Genomic DNA, 13,997 nt, shown 5'->3' with positions numbered 1-13,997 from the left:
ATGGAGACGCCGCCCGACAGCATCGTCTTCGCCAATGTCGCCAAGGACGACCGCGAGGACATCGCCAGCGGCGACCGGGTGCTGCTGATCGTCGAGAACGACCTCGCCTTCGCCCGCGTGCTGCTCGAGGCGGCCCGCCACGGCGGCATGAAGGGGCTGGTGGCCACGACCGGCGCCGGCGCGCTGGCGATGGCGCAGGAGTTCCGGCCCAGCCTGATCACGCTGGACATCTTCCTGCCCGACATGCAGGGCTGGCGCGTGCTGGACCGCATCAAGTCCGACCCCGACACCCGCCACCTGCCGGTGTGCGTGGTCTCCACCGACGACGCCCGCGAGCGCGCGCTGCGCGCCGGGGCGCTCGGGTTCCTGGCCAAGCCGCTGCAGTCGCGCGACGACGTCGACCACGCGCTGCGCGACCTGCAGCGCTACCTCGACCGGCCGCAGCGCCGGCTGGCGGTGGCGATGCCCGACGGCGCCGACCGGGCCGCGCTGCTGGCGCCGCTGGCGCACGACGTGGACGCGGTGTTCGTGCGGACCGCCGACGAGGCCCGCGAGCTGCTGCCCGGCGTCGACGCGCTGCTGGTGGACGCCGCGGCCTGCGCCTTCGGGCCGCAGGACGTGCTGGACGCGCTGGAGCGCCGGCCCGGCACGCTGCCGCTGCCGGTGGTGGCGCTGAACGCCGAGCCCGCCGCGGGCGCGGCCGACACCGTGGACGACGGCTCGCCCGACGCCGCGCGCCGCTGGGCGCGGCCGCACGGCCTGCCGGTGCGCACGGCGGTGAACCACGAGGCCGCGGTCGCGGCGCTGGCGCTGGCGCTGCACCGCGCCCCGGCCGACCTGGCCGACGACGAGCGCCAGGCGCTGCACGACGCGCAGGTGGCGCGCTGTCCGCTGTCGGGGAGGAAGGCGCTGATCGTCGACGACGACATGCGCAACATCTTCGCGCTGGCCACGGTGCTGGACGCGCACGGCATGGTGATCGTCTCGGCCGACAACGGCCGCGAGGCGATCCGCCTCGTGCAGGAGGACCCGTCCATCGACATCGTGCTGATGGACATCATGATGCCGGAGATGGACGGCCTGGAGACGATGCAGCAGATCCGCCGGCTGCCGCGCGGGCGCGAACTGCCGATGGTGGCGGTGACGGCCAAGGCGATGAAGGGCGACCGCCAGAAGTGCATCGAGGCTGGCGCCTGGGACTACCTCTCCAAGCCCGTCGACCCCGCCAACATGCTGACCGTGCTGCGGGGCTGGCTATGCCGCTGAGCGCCCTGTTCGACGGCTACGCGACGCCGGACGCGGCCGAGCGCGCCAGCATCCTGATCGTCGACGACCTGCCGGAGAAGCTGCTGGTCTTCGAGACCATCCTGGCCGACCTGGACCAGCACCTGGTCATCGCGCGCTCGGGCAGCGAGGCGCTGCGCGAGGTGCTGCGCCAGCAGTTCGCGGTGATCCTGATGGACGTGAACATGCCGGGCATCGACGGGCTGGAGACGGCGCGGCTGATCCGCGGCTACCGGCGCTCGGCCCACACGCCCATCATCTTCGTCACCGCCTACGCCGACGAGCTGCAGACGGCGCAGGGCTACTCGCTCGGCGCGGTCGACTACATCCTCTCGCCGGTGATCCCCGACGTGCTGCGCTCCAAGGTGCGGGTCTTCGTCGACCTGTTCATCATGCAGCAGCGGCTGCGGCAGCAGGCGCTGGAGCGCATCGCGATCGCGCGCGCCGAGGCCGCGCAGCGCGCCGCCGAGGAGAACACCCGCCGCTCGATCTTCCTGGCGCAGGCCGGGCGCGAGCTGGCCGACTCGCTCGACGCCGAGGTCGCCATGCGGCGCCTGCTGGCGCTGCTGGTGCCGCGCTTCGCGCCGCGCGCGCTGCTGTGGCTGCGCGACGCCGGCCACGGCCATGAACGCGTGCTGCGCTGCGACGCGCCGATCGCCGCCGGCGAGGCGCCGCTGTTCACCGAGGGCCGCGAGCAGATGCTGTCCGAGGTGCTCTACAACGCCACGCGCACCGCGCTCGAGCAGATGGTCCCGGCCCGGCCGGCGCCCGGCCTGCCGCTACCGCCGCCGGACCTGCCGGAGGAAGAGACCGCGCCGCGCGCGCTGCTGCGCCGCGACACGGCCAGCGGCGTCGTGCTGCCGCTGGTGGCCGGCGAGCGCGCGCTGGGCGGCCTGCTGCTGGCCGAACCGCATCAGCCGCCGGACTGGCCGACGCTGGAGGAACTGGCCGGCCGCGCCGCGATCGCGTTCGAGAACGCGCGGCTGTACGGCGCGCTGCAGGCCGAGATCGTCGAGCGCCGCCAGGCGGAGGCCGAGCTGCTCGAGGCCAGCCGGCGCAAGGACGAATTCCTGGCGATGCTGTCGCATGAGCTGCGCAACCCGCTGGCGCCGATCCGCAACGCGATCGAGGTGATGCGGCTGCTGGCCGATCCGGGCCGCGGCCGCGCCGGCGCGTCGCCCGGGGACCGCGACGCGCCGCTGGCCGAGGCGGTCGCGATCACCGACCGCCAGGTCAAGCACCTGACGCGGCTGGTGGACGAGTTGCTGGACGTCGCGCGCATCAGCCAGGGCAAGATCGTGCTGAAGACCGAGACGCTGGACCTGCGCGAGGTGGTGCGCCACGGGCTCGAGCCGGTGCAGTCGCTGATCGACGCGCAACGCCAGCAGATGCGGCTGCGCCTGCCGGAGCGCCCGGCGCGGGTGCGCGGCGACGCGGCGCGGCTCATCCAGGTCGTCACCAACCTGCTGCACAACGCCAGCAAGTACACCGAGCCGGAGGGCCGGATCGAGCTGACGCTCGCGGCCCCCGACACCGAGACCGACGGCGGCTTCGTGCTGACCGTCAGCGACAACGGCCGGGGCATCGCGCCGTCGCTGCTGCCGCATGTGTTCGACCTGTTCGAGCAGGGCCCGCGCGGGCTGGACCGCAACCAGGGCGGACTCGGCGTGGGGCTGACGCTGGTGCAGCGCCTGGTGCAGTTGCATCACGGCCGCGTCGAGGCCCACAGCGACGGTCCGGGCCAGGGCTCGTCGTTCCGCGTCTGGCTGCCCGCCGTCCCGGGCGAGGACGCCGCCGCGTCGCCCACGGCCCCTGCCCTGGCGGCCGCCCCTCGGCCCGCCGCCGGGCCCGACCCCGAGCCCCAGCCGGAACACGAGGCCTGGGACGGCGACGAGCCGGCCGGACCCTGCCGCGTGATGGTCGTCGACGACAACCGCGACGCCGCCGATTCGATGGCGGTGTTCCTCGAACTGGCCGGTTTCGACACCACGGTGGAGATCGACGGCCCGGGCGCCCTGGAGGCCGCCGCCGCGCAGGCGCCGCGGGTCGTGCTGCTGGACATCGGTCTGCCCGGGCTGGACGGCTATGAGGTCGCGCGCCGGCTGCGGGCGCTGCCCGGCGGCGATCGCAGCCTGCTGATCGCGCTGACCGGCTACGGCCAGCAGGACGACCGGCGGCGCGCGCACGAAGCCGGCTTCGACGTGCACCTGGTCAAGCCGGCCGATCCCGATGCGGTGGTCGAACTGATCCAGGAGTGGCGGCATCGCCGGACGGCGGCCGCGCACCCGGAGACCACGACGCGCTGAACAGGACACCGCGCGGCCGGCCACTAGGTCGGCTCCGCCGAGCCAGAGGTCGCTCCAGCCAGGCCCGTGCCACGGACCGCCAGGAGCCGCCTTGATCTTCCCTTCAGCGCGCCGCGTCGCGCCCCTCTCCCCCGAGCCCCCCGGGCCCCTCGAGCCCCCGCGGGTCCACGACGACGGCGCCGACGCGCCCAGCGTCCGGCTCGGCCGACGCCTCTTCTCGTCCGATCCCAAGGTGATCGACGATTTCTCCGGCTCCGGCCTGCTGTCCGTGCTGCGCGCGGTCGCGCGACTGCGCAACCTCGACGGCCCGGACGACGTGGCCGGCGCCATCCCCGCCGGCTTCGCCGAGGCGCACCAGCCCTACATCGAGATCGGCGTGCTGGCCGCGCTGTTCCCGCTGGTGGCGATGTCGGCCAAGCATGCGGTCGGCGCCGCCCGCGCCGGCTACGCGCAGGTCTATCCCGACAGCGTGCGGCGCTGCCTGGACCAGCAGCAGCTGCTGATCGACGCGCTCCGGCGCGGCAGCGCGTTCGGGGACGGCGAATCGGACCAGGACCTCGCCCGGCTGGTCGCGCTGCAGACGGAGGGCGTGCGCCACCACGAGGACCGCCAGCGGCACCGCGCCCAAGGCGCGTTCTCGCTGCTCAAGCACAACCTCGCGAACCGGTGGCACCACCGGCCGGGCAACGGCGCGCTCTGCGACGCGTTCGCCGAGGAAGCGGCCGCCGTCATCGCCGCGCGCTTCGCCCGCAACCGGCGCCTGGACACGGCGGAGTCCAGCTACCAGGCGCGCCTGCTGCGCCGCCTCGATGGCGAACGCCGGGAGGCCAAGCGCCAACGCACCGCGACGCTGTTCACCGGCATCGGCATGCCCGGCATGGCCGGCGGCATGGTGCTGTCCGCCGGCGCCGCGGCCGTCACCGCGGGCGAGGCCGCCGCCCGGACCGCGGGCCTCGTGGCGGGCCAGGCCGCGGCGCAGGCCGCCGGCCACGCGCTCGAACTGGCCGCCGGCGGCGTGATGATGGGCGCGCAGGTTTCCCAGGGCGTGGCGGGCCTGCTGAACGGCCGCATCCATGCCGCGCAGCACCGGCAACTGCGCCGGGACCGCGCGGCGATCCGCGCGGTCGCCGGAGAACTGTCGCCGCGCACCCGGGCGCTGGTCGAGCAGGACACCGGCCACCGCCTGGCCGACAGCGCCCGCAGCCAGGCCTGCGACGCGATGCTGAGCGCCGGCCAGGCGCTGATGCTGGGCGCGAGCGTGTCCAACCTCGCCTGCCCGCCGGCCGCGCTGGGGCTGGCGGTGCCCGGCGCGCTGCTCACCGTCGGGGCGAGCTTCGGCGCCGGCGTCAACGACGATCGGCGCGCCGACTACCTGGGCGAGAAAGCGCCGGAAGCGATCAAGGAGCGGCTGCGGCTGGGCAACCTCGGCCCGCGCCTGCTCGACCGCCCGCTCGACTCGGTGCTCCACGAGGTCGGCGATCGCTTCGTCGGCCATCAGGACCAGTTGGTCCGGACTCGCCTGTGGAACGACCTCCTCGCGGTGCTGAAGGAGGAGGACGGCGCGCGCGAACCCCGCTCCGCGGCCGAGCGCCATCGCCGCCTGGTGGCCCGCAACGAGTCCCGGCGCGATGCGTCCGCGCTGCTGGCCGACGGCCGCGAGCGGCTGCGCGCGCTAAGGGAGCGGGACTATCCGCCGAGCTGGTTCGAGGGGTCGGTGGCCCAGCTCCATGAGCGGCTGTCGGACGAGCTGTGGCGGCACCCGGCCAGCCCGGCCGTCGTGCGGCTGGAGAGCTTCCACCGGGATGTGTTGTTCGGAACGGCCTCCGCGCTGGCCCGCCGCGCGGATCCGGCGTCGCAGGCGCTGTTCCGGGACGCGCAGGGCCGGCGGCTGCGGACGCTGCGCGCCGACCATCGTTTCTTCCGCCTCGTGAACCAGGACGACGTGGCGCGCGCCCACTACCTGCGGCACCACAACGAGGCCCTGGCCCGCCACCTGACGCCGGCCGACCGGTTCGGGCGCGGCGACAGCCGCGACGCGCTGGCCGACCTGGCCCACGTGAAGGTCGAGCGCGCGGCCCGGCGCGGCGAGCCGGTGACGCCCGCCGCCACCGCCACCACCACCACCGCCGCCACTGCCGCCGCCATCACCACAGCCACGCGCTGAACGCGGGCCCTCGCAGCGGCACTACGCCGCCTCGGCGACCCGTCGGGTCGCCTTTCCTGAAGGACTTTCCCATGCCCCTGCCCGCCCTCGCTTCCCTCGCCTCGTCCGTGCTCCCCGGGCTCGCCGGCGGGGACGCCATCTCCACGGTGACCAACGCCGTCACCCAGCCCCTGCAAGGCCTCGCCGGCCTGGCCGGCCAACTGGGCAAGGGGCTGCTCGGCAATACCGGCGCCACGCTGGGCGGCATCTTCTGACGACGCCCCGCGGATGAAAAAAAGGGGCTGCTCCCCAGCAGCCCCTTCCGGTTCACCGGCCCCGCCGCGACGGGGCCGCTCGCACGGCGATCAGCCGTGCTTCGCGTCGAAGAACTGTTCGTCCTCCGTCGAGCCCTTCAGCGCCGCGGTCGACGCCTGCGCTTCGATCGTGGTGGTGACCGCGTCGAAGTAACCCGTGCCGACCTCGCGCTGGTGCTTCACGGCGGTGAAGCCCTTCTCGGCGGCGGCGAATTCGGCTTCCTGCAGTTCCACGAACGCGCTCATGTTGTTGCGCGCGTAGCCGTAGGCCAGGTTGAACATCGAGTAGTTCAGGCTGTGGAAGCCGGCCAGCGTGATGAACTGGAACTTGTAGCCCATCGCGCCCAGCTCGCGCTGGAACTTGGCGATCGTGGCGTCGTCCAGGTTCTTCTTCCAGTTGAAGCTGGGCGAGCAGTTGTAGGCCAGCAGCTTGCCGGGGAACTTGGCGTGGATCGCCTCGGCGAAGGCCTTGGCGAAGGCCAGGTCGGGCTTGCCGGTCTCGCACCAGATCATGTCGGCGTAGGGCGCGTAGGCCAGGCCGCGGCTGATGGCCTGGTCCACGCCGTTGCGGGTGCGGAAGAAGCCTTCGACGGTGCGCTCGCCGGTGCAGAACGGCTTGTCGTTGTCGTCGATGTCGGAGGTGACCAGGTCGCCGGCCTCGGCGTCGGTGCGGGCCAGCAGCACGGTGGGCACGCCCATCGTGTCGGCGGCCAGGCGCGCCGCGACCAGCTTGGCCACCGCTTCACGGGTGGGCACCAGCACCTTGCCGCCCATGTGGCCGCACTTCTTCGCGGCGGCCAGCTGGTCCTCGAAGTGCACGCCCGCGGCGCCCGCCTCGATCATGGCCTTCATCAGCTCGAAGGCGTTCAGCACGCCGCCGAAGCCGGCTTCCGCGTCCGCCACGATCGGCGCGAAGTAGTCCAGGTCGCTCTTGCCTTCGCTCCACTGGATCTCGTCGGCGCGCTTGAAGGTGGCGTTGATCTTCTTCACGACCTTGGGCACCGAGTCCACCGAGTACAGCGACTGGTCGGGGTACATCTCGCCGTTGCTGTTGGCGTCGCCGGCGACCTGCCAGCCCGACAGGTAGATCGCCTTCAGGCCGGCCTTGACCTGCTGCATGGCCTGGTTGCCGGTCAGCGCGCCCAGCGCGTTGATGAAGGGCTCGGTGTTGACCAGGTTCCACAGCTTCTCGGCGCCGCGCTTGGCCAGCGTGTGCTCGATCGGCAGCGAACCGCGCAGCCGCACCACGTCGGCGGCCGTGTAGCCGCGCTGGATGCCCTTCCAGCGAGGGTTTTCGGCCCAGTCCTTCTCGAGGGCGGCGATTTGCTGTTCGCGGGTCAAGGTCGTCATGCTGAGCTCCTGGTTCGATGGATGGTTGGTGGAACGTTGCGAAAAATCGAAAACCGATGGACTCAAATCTAGGCGCCTCGACCGCCGCGTGGTGGGTTCATGTCTTATATAAGACTGAATTTTTTATCCAATCAAATCAACAACTTGCAAAACGAAAACCGGATCGTGAGAGTGACTCTTCCATGATGAGAAATCTTGCGGCGGTGCAGCAGCCGGCGTTTGCACATGCCGGAATCTTCTTTTCATGATCTGAAAAATACCGCGATCCGCCTCCCGGATGCGCAGGACCTCCCCCATCCAGGCCAGCGGGTCGTGCGACAACCGCAATTCGCCAAGCGATCCGGTGGTCACCCGCCCCCCCACTAGCGCGAATGTGCCGCGACCTGATTCCAGGCCGCCACGCGCCGGATCCCCGGCCGAAGCTTCGCGGCACACGGCGTCCTTCCGGATCGCGCGGCGGCTTCCCAAGGAGAAAACGATGATTCCAGTGATTGGTGGCCTGATCTCGAAGGTGATCGGCGGCGGCGCGACCGAGGCGGCGGGTTCCGCGGCGGGCGGCCTGGCCTCGGGCATCGGCGGCGTGGCCAGCTCGGTGGCCGGCGGCCTGCTGGGCAAGGTGGCCTCGGGCATCGGCAGCATCTTCGGCGGCTGATTCCCGCCACCGCGAATGGAAAGGGGCGTCCCACGGGACGCCCCTTTTTTCATTGGCACCGGCCTTCGCGCCGGTCCTGGCGGCGGCGGACCCGGGCGGGTCCGGGGCCGCTCAGTCGAGCTTGAGCTTCTGCTGCTCGACGACCTTCTTGTAGACCGCGAACTCGGCCTTGATCTGCTCGCTGAACTGCTCGGGCGAGTTGCCGATGACGATCGAGCCGGTTTCCTCGATGCGCTTCTTCACCTCGGGCATCTCGACGGTCTTGCGGGCGGCCTCGTTGATCTTGGCCACGACCTCCTTGGGCAGGTTCTTCGGGCCGAGGATGCCGTAGTACGCCATGCGGTTCACCGGCTCGAGGCCCAGTTCCTTGAACGTCGGCACGTTGGGCAGCACGGCCAGGCGCTGCGGCGCGGCCACGGCGATGGCCACCAGGCGGCCGTCCTTGATGAAGGGCAGCGCCGAGGGCAGGTTGTCGAAGATCATCGGCACCTGGCCGGCGACGGTGTCGTTGAGCGCGGGGCCCGCGCCGCGATACGGGATGTGGGTGACGAAGACGCCGGTCAGGCTCTTGTACAGCTCCATCTGCAGGTGGCCGATGCCGCCGGTGCCGGAGGTCGAGTAGCTGTACTTGCCGGGGTTCTTCTTGAGCTCGGCGACGAAGGCCTTGTAGTCCTTGGCCGGGAAGGACGGATGCACCGCGATCACGTTGGGCGTGGCGGCCAGGTTCACGATGGGCGTGAAGTCCGTCAGCGGGTTGTACGGCGTCTTGGGATTGATGGCCGGGTTGGTGGCCGTGGTGGAGACGGTGGCCACGCCCAGCGAGTAGCCGTCCGGCGCGGACTTGGCGGTGTCGTTGGCGCCGATGATGCCGCCGCCGCCGGCCTTGTTCTCGACGATCATCGTCTGGCCCAGCGGACCGGAGATGTGCTGCGCGACGACGCGGGCGACGATGTCGGTCGTACCGCCCGGGGCGAACGGCACGACCAGCTTGACCGGCTTGGTGGGATAGGACTGGGCCAGCGCCGCGGCGCAGGACAGCGACAGCGTGCTCAGCAGCAGGCCGCGTTGAAGGATCGAGCGACGGTTCATGTTCTCCTCGTCTTCTGACAGGTGGATGGGTCGATCGGGGACAGCTTAAATATGTCACCAACAGACACAGGCTAGCGGAACTACGTAGAGACCTCACACGGGGGCGGGATTGCCGCTGGCACACTCTGCGGCCGCTTTCGAGTTGTCCGATGTTGTTGCTGCTGCCTGACTTCCTGTTGATCGTCGCCGGGTTCCTGCTGTGCCGCTACACGCCGCTGGACCGTCCGGTCTGGGAGGCGGCCGAGAAGCTCGTGTACTTCCTGCTGTTCCCGGTGCTGCTGTTCAACTCGATCTCGCGCAGCAGCCTGTCGCCGGGCGACACGATGGCGCTGATGGGCGCGGGTCTGGCCGTGATGCTCAGCGGCATCGCGCTGGCGTACGCGCTGCGTTGGATGCCGGGGGTCGATGCCAGGACGCATGCGTCGGGGTCGCAGGTGGCGTTCCGTTTCAATTCCTTCGTCGCGCTGGCGTTGGCCGAGCGGCTCCACGGCGCGCAGGGCGTGGCGTGGATCGCGATGATCGTCGCGGTGTGCGTGCCGGTGGCCAATGTCGCGGCGGTGTATCCGCTGGCCCGGCATGGCGGCCACGGCTACCTGCGCGAGTTGGCGCGCAATCCGCTGATCGTGTCGACGCTGGCCGGACTGGCGGCCAACCTCACCGGACTGCGCCTGCCCGAGCCCGCGGCGATCACCTTGCAGAAGATCGGCCTGGCGGCCTTGCCGCTGGGCCTGATGGCGGTGGGCGCGGGACTGCGCCTGGGCGCGCTGAAGGACGCGCCGTGGCTGGCGACCGCGCTGCTGTCGATCCGCCACCTGGTGCTGCCGCTGGTGGCGCTGGCGATCGGCCACGCGCTGGCGTTGCCGGCGCCGCAGGCGGCGCTGCTGCTCGCGTTCGCGGCGATGCCGACGGCCTCCAGCGCCTACGTGCTGGCGGTCCGGATGGGCGGCAACGGCCCGTTCGTCGCGGGGTTGGTCACGGTGTCGACACTGCTGGGGATGGTGGTGCTGCCGTTGTGGTTGGGACTGCTGGCGCAGTGAAGCGCCCGGACGGTGCGCCGCCATGCGGTGCCCGATGGTCCAACGCCCACGCCACCGCCCGCCGCGCCAGCGCCGCCGTCGCGTCGATCACCGGCAGTCCCGCCGAGGCCGCATCCAGCGCGAGCGGGATCTCGGTGCAGCCCAGCACCAGCGCCCGCGCGCCGCGCTGGCGCAGCGCCTGCGCCGCCTTCGCCAGCAGCGGCGTCGCGAGCGCCACCTGCCCGGCCTTCACCGCCGCGATGCCCGGCATGACCTGCTCCAGCATCTCCACCGCGGTCGGCAGCAGCCATCGCACGCCGCGTCCATCGGCCGCGCGCCGGTTCAGGTAGAGGCCCGAGGCCAGCGTCGCGTCGGTCGACAGCAGCCCCACCGGCGCGCCTTCCGGCACGCGCGCGAGCACTTCGTCGATCGCGGCGTCGACCAGGTGCAGCATCGGCAGGCCGAGCGCTTCCTGCAGTTCGTCGAACCACAGGTGGGCCGTGTTGCAGGGCATGACCAGCAGCCCCGCGCCGGCCGCGACCAGGCGCCGCCCGCTGCCCACCATCGCCGCCAGCGGCGAGTCCCCGTCCCCGCGGAACGCCGCCGTGCGGTCCGGCACCTGCGGGATGGAGCTCACCACCACCGGCACGTGGTCCTGGTCCGCCGCGGCGGGCGTGGCCTCGAGCATCTTGCGCATGAAGTCCACCGTCGCCAGCGGTCCCATGCCGCCCAGGATGCCCACGACGCCGGGCGCGCCAGGCATGGCTGCGCCCTCGCCGCGCGCCGGGCGCGGGTTCGACTGCGTCATCGCGGGATTACCGGGCCGGCTTGTCCGACAGCGCGCGCAGGTTCTCCTGCAGCTCGGCGCTCATCGGCGCGTTCAGGTTGATGCCCTTGGGCGGAATCGGCGACTGGAACCACTTGCGGTAGAGCTTCTCGAATTCGCCGCTCTTCATCAGCCCGGCCAGCGTGTCGTCGACCAGCTTCTTGAACGCCGGATCGTCCTTGCGCACCATGATCGCGTAGGGCTCGACCTGCACCGCGTCGCCCACCACCGCGAGCTCCGCCGGATTGATCGCGCCGGCGCGCAGCCCGTACAGCAGGATGTCGTCCATCGCGAAGGCGTCGACCCGGTCCGACTGCACCAGCAGCGCCGCGTCCGCATGGTCCTTGGCGCTGATCAGCTCGAAGCCCAGGTTCTGCTCCTGGTTCATCCGGCGCATCACCTGGAAGTTGGTCGTGCCGGTCGTCGACACGACCTTGCGTCCCTTCAGGTCGCTGAAGTTCTTCACCGGCGACGCCGCCTTCACCAGCAGCCGCGTGCCCGTGTAGAAGTAGTTGATCGCGAAGTCGACCTGCTTGGCGCGCTCGGTGTTGTTGGTGGTGGAGCCGCACTCGATGTCGATCGTGCCGTTGGCCAGCAGCGGGATGCGGTTCTGCGAGGTCACCGCCTGCGTGGCCACCTTCAGGTCCGCGCGGCCGGTGGCCTTCTTCACCTGCTCGACGACACGCCCGCAGATCTCCCAGCCGAAGCCCGTGGGCTGCGCATCCGCGCCCAGGTAGGAGAACGGGATCGACGCCTCCCGGTACGCGACCGTCATCACGCCGGACGCCTTGACCTTGTCCAGCGTCGGCGCGGACTGCGCGACGGCGGCGCCGCACGCGGCCAGGCCCAGGACGGCGACTGCACGGGGAATGGGAAGTCTCATGACGAATCCTTTCTCGAACAGGTGAAATGAACCAGGAACGGATGCCGTGACGATAGTGTCCGACGCTTCGCCGATGGATCGGCATCGCGCGGCTTCCTATAAGCTGGGCTTATGTTCGTCGAGGAGCGCCGCCCATGCGCCTGAAGCACATCGAGGTCTTCCATGCGGTGATGCTGACCGGCTCGGTCAGCGCCGCGTCCAAGCTGCTGCATGTCACGCAGCCGGCGGTCACGCAGGCGCTGCAGCTGGCCGAGCTGCAGCTCGGCTATCCGCTGTTCACCCGGCAGAGCCGCCGCCTGGTCCCGACGCGCGAGGCGCAGGCGCTCTATCCGGAGGTCCAGGCGCTGATGTCGCAGCTGGAGTCGGTGCGCCGCATGGCGACGGCGCTGCGCGGCGGCGAAGGCCAGGACTTCCGCATCCTGGTCGTGCCCTCGCTGGCGGTGAAGGCGCTGCCGAGGGCGCTGCAGCTCTTCCGCCGTCGCCACAAGGCGCTGCCGATCTCGGTGCGCACGATGCATTCCAACGACATCGCCCGCGCGATGGCGCTGCAGGAAGGCGATGTCGGCATCGTCTACGGCCGCGCGCCGCATCCGGCGCTGACGGACGAGCTCGTGGGCACCGGCCGGCTGGTGTGCGCCACACCGCGCGGCAAGGGCGCGGCGGACCGGCGCGCCACGGTGGCGCTGCAGGACCTGCTGCGCGAGCCCTTCATCCGCATCGACGAACGCGACCCGCTCGGCGCGGTGCTCGCGGACCAGTGGGCGCGGCTGGGGCTGACGCCCCGCGCCGGCATCACCGTGCAGACGCACCACATCGCGATGGTCATGGCCGAGCAGGGATTCGGTCCGGCCATCATCGATTCCTTCACCGCGCAGGCCAGCGGCGCGGAGCTGCACATCCGCGCGCTGCTGCCGGAGGTCCCGGTCGAGGTGCGCGCGCTTCAGCCGCGCGGCGAGCGCTCGCCGCAGGCGGTGTCGGACTTCATCGCCGCCTTCAGGCAGGCGATCGAGGCGTGAGGCCCTGCGCCAGCGCCCAGTCGATGTGCTCGGCCAGCAGCGGCGACGCGTCCGGCCGCGCGGCCTGCAGCGCGGCGACGAGGTCGGCCCGCAGCGCCGGGGCCAGGTCCTGCCGCAGCGCGTTGCCCATCGCCACCGCGAGGTTGCGGCGCCAGCGCGCGTGACCGATGCGCCGGATCGCCGAGCCCTCGGTGCGGCGCAGGAAGGTCGCCTCGTCCCAGGCCCACAGCGTCAGCAAGGTCGCGTCGCCGAGCGGCTCGCGCCAGTCGAAGTCGGGCAGCGCGTTCCTGCGCGCGAACTTGTTCCACGGACAGGCCAGTTGGCAGTCGTCGCAGCCGTAGATGCGGTTGCCGATCGCCTCGCGGAACTCGACCGGGATCGGGCCGTCCTGCTCGATCGTCAGGTAGCTGATGCAGCGTCGCGCGTCGAGCCGGTACGGGGCGACGATCGCGCCGGTCGGGCAGGCGTCGAGGCAGGCGCGGCACTGGCCGCAGTGCGCGGTGACCGGCTCGCTGGGCGGCAGCGCCAGGTCCAGGTAGATCTCGCCGAGGAAGAACATCGAGCCGCTGTCCCGGTGCAGCGTCAGCGTGTGCTTGCCGCGCCAGCCGATGCCCGAGCGGCTGGCCAGCTCGACCTCCAGCACCGGCGCCGAGTCGGTGAACACGCGATGCCCCATCGGCCCCAGCCGCGCCTGGATCCGGTCGGCCAGCTGCTGCAGCCGCTGGCGCAGCACCTTGTGATAGTCCCGGCCGCGGGCGTACAGCGAGACCTGCGCTCGCGCCGGGTCGCGCATCGCCGCCCATTCCCGGTCCTGCCAGTCGGGGCCGGCGGCCTCGGGCAGGTAGTCCATGCGGGCGGTCAGGATGCTGATCGTGCCGGGCACCAGCTCGGCCGGGCGGGCCCGCTTGAGGCCGTGGGCCGCCATGTACTGCATCTCGCCGTGGAAACCGGCGTCGAGCCAGGCCTGCAAACCGCTTTCCGCATCGCTCAGGTCGATGTGGGCGACCCCAATCTGTGAGAATCCGAGCTCAAGCGCCCAGGCGCGGACCTCGACCATCAGCGCGGCCAGCGCGTCGGGGTCTCGGGAGGGGCTCGGGGCGGCGTCGCCGGACGCGCCG

General features: G+C 71.7%; 12 protein-coding genes. 7 read left to right on the top strand and 5 right to left on the bottom strand.

Annotation, left to right across the window (positions count from 1 at the left end; all coding sequences use genetic code 11):
* The 4 genes from N5D62_RS23895 to N5D62_RS23880 all read left to right on the top strand — a co-directional run.
* A partial coding sequence (locus N5D62_RS23895) for a response regulator (protein ID WP_279760451.1) occupies positions 1–1,266 on the top strand: 1,266 nt, incomplete at its 5' end.
* A complete protein-coding gene (locus tag N5D62_RS23890) occupies positions 1,257–3,590 on the top strand; it encodes a response regulator (RefSeq protein WP_279760450.1) in 2,334 nt (777 codons plus the stop codon). The genes N5D62_RS23895 and N5D62_RS23890, both read left to right, overlap by 10 nt.
* A 232-nt stretch (positions 3,591–3,822) precedes the next feature.
* Complete coding sequence (locus tag N5D62_RS23885) at positions 3,823–5,754, top strand: hypothetical protein (protein WP_279760449.1); 1,932 nt, start codon at positions 3,823–3,825, stop codon at positions 5,752–5,754.
* 71 nt (positions 5,755–5,825) lie between these two features.
* Positions 5,826–6,008 carry a hypothetical protein gene (locus N5D62_RS23880; RefSeq protein ID WP_279760448.1) on the top strand — a complete coding sequence of 61 codons (183 nt, stop codon included), beginning with the start codon at positions 5,826–5,828 and terminating at the stop codon, positions 6,006–6,008.
* Between the two features lie 90 nt (positions 6,009–6,098).
* On the opposite strand, the gene aceA is transcribed toward N5D62_RS23880, so the two are convergent.
* Positions 6,099–7,388, bottom strand: a complete 1,290-nt coding sequence (gene aceA / locus N5D62_RS23875; protein ID WP_279760455.1) for an isocitrate lyase — start codon at positions 7,386–7,388, stop codon at positions 6,099–6,101.
* Positions 7,389–7,875: 487 nt separating this feature from the next.
* Here aceA and N5D62_RS23870 point away from each other — a divergent pair, with 487 nt between their 5' ends.
* Positions 7,876–8,049, top strand: a complete 174-nt coding sequence (locus tag N5D62_RS23870; RefSeq protein ID WP_279760447.1) for a hypothetical protein — start codon at positions 7,876–7,878, stop codon at positions 8,047–8,049.
* A 111-nt stretch (positions 8,050–8,160) separates the two neighbouring features.
* Here N5D62_RS23870 and N5D62_RS23865 read toward each other — a convergent pair whose 3' ends face one another.
* Complete coding sequence (locus tag N5D62_RS23865) at positions 8,161–9,138, bottom strand: tripartite tricarboxylate transporter substrate binding protein BugE (RefSeq protein ID WP_279760446.1); 978 nt, start codon at positions 9,136–9,138, stop codon at positions 8,161–8,163.
* A gap of 149 nt (positions 9,139–9,287) precedes the next feature.
* Here N5D62_RS23865 and N5D62_RS23860 point away from each other — a divergent pair, with 149 nt between their 5' ends.
* Positions 9,288–10,175 carry an AEC family transporter gene (locus N5D62_RS23860; RefSeq protein ID WP_279760445.1) on the top strand — a complete coding sequence of 296 codons (888 nt, stop codon included), beginning with the start codon at positions 9,288–9,290 and terminating at the stop codon, positions 10,173–10,175.
* Here N5D62_RS23860 and N5D62_RS23855 read toward each other — a convergent pair.
* On the bottom strand, positions 10,111–10,917 hold the full coding sequence (locus tag N5D62_RS23855) for an amino acid racemase (protein WP_279760444.1): 807 nt from the start codon (positions 10,915–10,917) through the stop codon (positions 10,111–10,113). The two genes, N5D62_RS23860 and N5D62_RS23855, sit on opposite strands and share 65 nt — an antisense overlap.
* A gap of 52 nt (positions 10,918–10,969) precedes the next feature.
* Entirely contained in the window at positions 10,970–11,863 is an 894-nt protein-coding gene (locus tag N5D62_RS23850; RefSeq protein ID WP_279760443.1) for an amino acid ABC transporter substrate-binding protein, read from the bottom strand.
* A 134-nt stretch (positions 11,864–11,997) separates the two neighbouring features.
* On the opposite strand from N5D62_RS23850, the gene N5D62_RS23845 reads away from it, so the two are divergent.
* Complete coding sequence (locus N5D62_RS23845; RefSeq protein WP_279760442.1) at positions 11,998–12,879, top strand: LysR family transcriptional regulator; 882 nt, start codon at positions 11,998–12,000, stop codon at positions 12,877–12,879.
* On the opposite strand, the gene queG is transcribed toward N5D62_RS23845, so the two are convergent.
* On the bottom strand, positions 12,857–13,936 hold the full coding sequence (gene queG, locus N5D62_RS23840) for a tRNA epoxyqueuosine(34) reductase QueG (RefSeq protein WP_279760454.1): 1,080 nt from the start codon (positions 13,934–13,936) through the stop codon (positions 12,857–12,859). The two genes, N5D62_RS23845 and queG, sit on opposite strands and share 23 nt — an antisense overlap.
* Positions 13,937–13,997: the final 61 nt, after the last annotated feature.

It is taken from the genome of Mitsuaria sp. GD03876 (assembly GCF_029840635.1).
Classification (GTDB): domain Bacteria; phylum Pseudomonadota; class Gammaproteobacteria; order Burkholderiales; family Burkholderiaceae_C; genus Roseateles.
The sequence above is the reverse complement of the archived record's forward strand: the minus strand, read 5'-3'. Positions and strand labels throughout refer to the sequence as shown.